1 rRNA gene is annotated in these 260 nt (G+C 53.5%); it reads right to left on the bottom strand.

From position 1 onward, the window contains the following. Window positions 1-260, bottom strand: a 23S ribosomal RNA gene (locus C7I85_RS30370); the annotation flags it as partial.

Genomic DNA, 260 nt, shown 5'->3' with positions numbered 1-260 from the left:
GACTTTCGGCGGGGGCGTCTCTCACACCCCTTACGTTACTCATGTCAGCATTCGCACTTCCGATACCTCCACCGCCCCTCACAGGTACGGCTTCATCGGCTTACGGAACGCTCCGCTACCGCTTGCAGCAAGCTGCAAACCCAAAGCTTCGGTGCATGGCTTTAGCCCCGTTACATTTTCGGCGCAAAGACCCTTATTTAGACCAGTGAGCTGTTACGCTTTCTTTAAATGATGGCTGCTTCTAAGCCAACATCCTGGTT

Source organism: Pseudaminobacter soli (ex Li et al. 2025) (assembly GCF_003012705.1).
Taxonomy (GTDB): Bacteria; Pseudomonadota; Alphaproteobacteria; order Rhizobiales; family Rhizobiaceae; genus Pseudaminobacter; species Pseudaminobacter soli.
This window is presented reverse-complemented; position numbering and strand designations above follow the sequence as displayed.